Raw genomic sequence first — 3,594 nt, 5'->3', positions numbered from 1 at the left:
CCCCTAACCCCCTCCCGCCTGCGGGAGGGGGAATGTCCGCCTTCCACCCTGTTTCCGTTTCCAACCTGAATCCTTGCGCGCTCTGGACAATGGTGATCTGCTCCATTTATGTATATACATTATTGAGTCGGCGCCAGTGGAAATGACGATGCGGCCTGCCTGCGACAGAATCTGGACCCATGCGCGTCTTGCGACTTTGCGGGATGGGGTGGGTGTCGTCGAAGACGGCGCGGTGGGGGTGCGGGATGGCTTGATCAGCTATGTCGGCAGTGCGGACGGCGCGCCGGATGCGGTCGAGACGATCGATTGCCAAGGGCGGTGGATCACGCCGGGGCTGATCGATTGCCATACGCATCTGGTGCATGGCGGCAACCGGGCGGCGGAGTTCGAGATGCGGCTGGCCGGGGCCCGCTATGAGGACATAGCGCGGGCTGGGGGTGGGATCATCTCCACCATGCGGGCCACGCGGGAGGCGAGCGAGGAGGCGCTGGTCGAAAGCGCCCTGCCCCGGTTGGATGCGTTGATCGCCGAGGGCGTTACGACCGTCGAGGTGAAGTCGGGCTATGGTCTGGACCTCGACAATGAGGTCAAGATGCTGCGGGCGGCGCGGCGATTGGGGAGCGAGCGGGCCGTTTCCATCAGGACCAGTTTTCTGGGCGCGCATGCCCTGCCGCCGGAATTTTCAGGCGACGCGGACGGCTATATCGATCTGGTCTGCGGCATGTTGCCGGAGATTGCGCCGCTGGCCGACGCGGTGGATGGGTTTTGCGAGGGGATCGGCTTTTCCCCGGCGCAGATCGGAAGGCTGTTCGAGGCGGCCGGGCGGCTGGGGCTGCCGGTGAAATTGCATGCGGAGCAATTGTCGAACAGCCGGGGGGCGGAACTGGCGGCGCGGCATGGGGCGCTTTCCGCCGATCATCTGGAGCATCTGGATGCGGCGGGGGTGGCGGCCATGGCGCGGGCGGGGACCGTCGCGGTGCTGTTGCCGGGGGCCTTTTACTTCATGCGCGACACGCAGGCGCCGCCGGTCGAGGCCTTGCGGCGGGCGGGCGTGCCCATGGCGGTCGCGACCGACTGCAATCCGGGGACCGCGCCGCTGACGTCGCTGCTGCTGGCGATGAACATGGGGGCGACCCTGTTCCGGCTGACGGTCGAGGAATGTCTGGCCGGGGTGACGCGGGAGGCGGCGCGCGCGCTGGGGATGCTGGAGCGGGTCGGGACATTGGAGGTCGGCAAGCGGTGCGACCTTGCCGTCTGGGACATCGAGCGGCCGGCGGAACTGGTGTATCGCATGGGGTATAACCCGCTCCATGCGCGTGTGTGGAGAGGAATATGAAGCTGGTTCCGGGCGCGGTTTCGCTGGGGCAATGGCAGGCGATTTACGAGGGCGCGGCGGTGGCGCTGGACCCGGCCTGCGCGCCCCGCATCGCGGCCGGGGCGGCGGCGGTCGAGCGGATATTGGCGCGGCATGAGCCGGTCTACGGGATCAATACCGGCTTCGGGAAGCTGGCGAGCGTCAGGATTGGCGACGATGATCTGGCGGTGCTTCAGCGCAATATCGTGCTGAGCCATGCGGCGGGGACCGGTGCGCCCTCCCCCGTGCCGGTGGTGCGGTTGATGATGGCGTTGAAGCTGGCGAGTCTGGCGCAGGGCGCTTCGGGCGTTCGGCCGGGGACGGTGGCTTTGCTGGAGGCGATGGTGGCGCGAGGCCTGATTCCTGTGGTGCCTGCGCAGGGGTCGGTGGGGGCCAGCGGGGATCTGGCTCCCCTGGCGCATATGACCGCCGCGATGATCGGGGTCGGGGAGATCTGGGTTTCGGGCGAGCGGGTGCCTGCCCTTGAAGCATTGGCGCGGGCCGGGTTGGGGCCGGTGGAACTGGGGCCGAAAGAAGGGCTGGCGCTGCTCAACGGGACGCAGTTTTCGACCGCGAACGCCCTTGCCGGACTGTTCGGGGCGGATCGCCTGTTCCGGACGGCTTTGGTGACGGGGGCGCTCTCGACCGAGGCGGCCAAGGGGACCGATGCGCCGTTCGATCCGCGCATTCACCGGCTGCGGCGGCATGCGGGGCAGATGGCTGTGGGCGAGGCTCTGGCGGCGCTGATGGCGGGGTCGGCCATTCGCGCTTCGCATCGGGACCATGATCCCCGCGTGCAGGACCCATACTGCCTGCGCTGCCAGCCGCAGGTGATGGGCGCGGCGCTGGACGTGATGCGGTCGGCCGGAGCGATGCTGGAGACGGAGGCCAATGGGGTTTCGGACAATCCCCTGATCTTCGCCGAGACGGACGAGGCGCTTTCGGGCGGGAATTTCCATGCGGAGCCGGTGGCTTTCGCGGCGGACATGATCGCCATGGCGGTCTGCGAGATCGGATCGATCGCCGAGCGGCGGATCGCGATGCTGGTCGACCCGGCCCTGTCGGGACTGCCCGCCTTTTTGACGCCCCGGCCGGGGTTGAATTCGGGCTTCATGATTCCACAGGTGACGGCGGCGGCCCTGGTGTCCGAAAACAAGCAGCGGGCCTTTCCGGCGAGCGTGGACAGCATTCCGACTTCGGCCAATCAGGAGGATCATGTGTCGATGGCGGCGCATGGGGCGCGGCGGCTGGCGGAGATGGTGGCGAATGCGGAAGCCGTGATCGGGATCGAGCTTCTGGCGGGGGCGCAGGGGTGCGATTTTCATGCGCCCTTGCGGTCTTCGCAGGCGCTGGAGCGGGTGCGGGCGAGGCTGCGCGGGCAAGTGCCGCATCTGGAGGAGGACCGGCATTTCCATGCCGATATGGAGGTCGCCAATCTTCTCGTGCGCGGCGGGGCGGTCGTGGAGGCGGCGGGGCTGGACCTGCCGGGCGTGCTGTGACGGACTGGCTGACGGTCGAGCGGGGCGAGGCTCCGCTGGTGGTGGCCCTGCCGCATGCGGGGACCGATCTGGTCGATGTGGAGGGCGCGTTTCGTTCGCCGGAAGTGGCGCGGCGGGATGCGGACTGGTGGGTGGACCGGCTTTACGGCTTTGCCGGGGATTTGGGCGCGACCGTGGTGCGGACCGGGGTGTCGCGCAGCGTGATCGATGTGAATCGCGATCCTTCGGGGGCTTCGCTTTATCCGGGGATGGCGACGACGGAATTATGTCCGACGACGACTTTCGATGGGGAGCCGCTTTATCCGGGGGATGAGCCGGACGAGGCGGAGATCGCGCGGCGGCGGGAACGGTGGTTCGATCCCTATCATGCGGCGCTGGCGGGGGAGATCGATCGGCTGCGGGCGCGGCATGGGCGGGTGGTGGTCTATGACGCGCATTCGATCCGCAGCCATGTGCCCCGGCTGTTCGAGGGGGAGTTGCCGCTGTTCAATATCGGGACTTTCGATGGGGTGAGTTGTTCGGCGGAACTGGCCGAGGCGGTGCGGGCTGTTTGCGTGGGGAGCAGCCATGTGGTGGACGGGCGCTTCAAGGGGGGGTGGACGACGCGGCATTATGGGGCGCCGGAGCGGGGCATTCATGCGATCCAGATGGAATTGGCGATGCGGGGCTATCTGGATGAAGGCGCGGGGTGGCCGCCGGTTTTCGATGCCGGGCGGGCGGCGGGGACGATCGCGGTGCTTC

3 protein-coding genes are annotated in these 3,594 nt (G+C 68.0%); all 3 read left to right on the top strand.

Annotation, left to right across the window (positions count from 1 at the left end; translation table 11 throughout):
• Positions 1 to 148 precede the first annotated feature (148 nt).
• Positions 149 to 1,336, top strand: a complete 1,188-nt coding sequence (gene hutI, locus K7W03_RS26925) for an imidazolonepropionase (RefSeq protein WP_170825658.1) — start codon at positions 149 to 151, stop codon at positions 1,334 to 1,336.
• Positions 1,333 to 2,853, top strand: a complete 1,521-nt coding sequence (hutH, locus tag K7W03_RS26920; protein ID WP_065847679.1) for a histidine ammonia-lyase — start codon at positions 1,333 to 1,335, stop codon at positions 2,851 to 2,853. Before hutI ends, hutH begins: the two co-directional genes overlap by 4 nt.
• Positions 2,850 to 3,594: N-formylglutamate deformylase (gene hutG, locus K7W03_RS26915; RefSeq protein ID WP_222887997.1), on the top strand; the 745-nt coding region annotated here is incomplete at its 3' end. The genes hutH and hutG, both read left to right, overlap by 4 nt.

The sequence above is a fragment of the Sphingobium sp. PNB genome (assembly GCF_019873065.1).
GTDB classification, from domain to species: Bacteria; Pseudomonadota; Alphaproteobacteria; order Sphingomonadales; family Sphingomonadaceae; genus Sphingobium; species Sphingobium fuliginis.
This window is presented reverse-complemented; position numbering and strand designations above follow the sequence as displayed.

What these genes read in the sequence shown, in the direction of transcription:
- hutI (WP_170825658.1), top strand. Translation starts at nt 149, where the DNA reads ATGCGGCCTGCCTGCGACAGAATCTGGACCCATGCGCGTCTTGCGACT.
- hutH (WP_065847679.1), top strand. Translation starts at nt 1,333, where the DNA reads ATGAAGCTGGTTCCGGGCGCGGTTTCGCTGGGGCAATGGCAGGCGATT.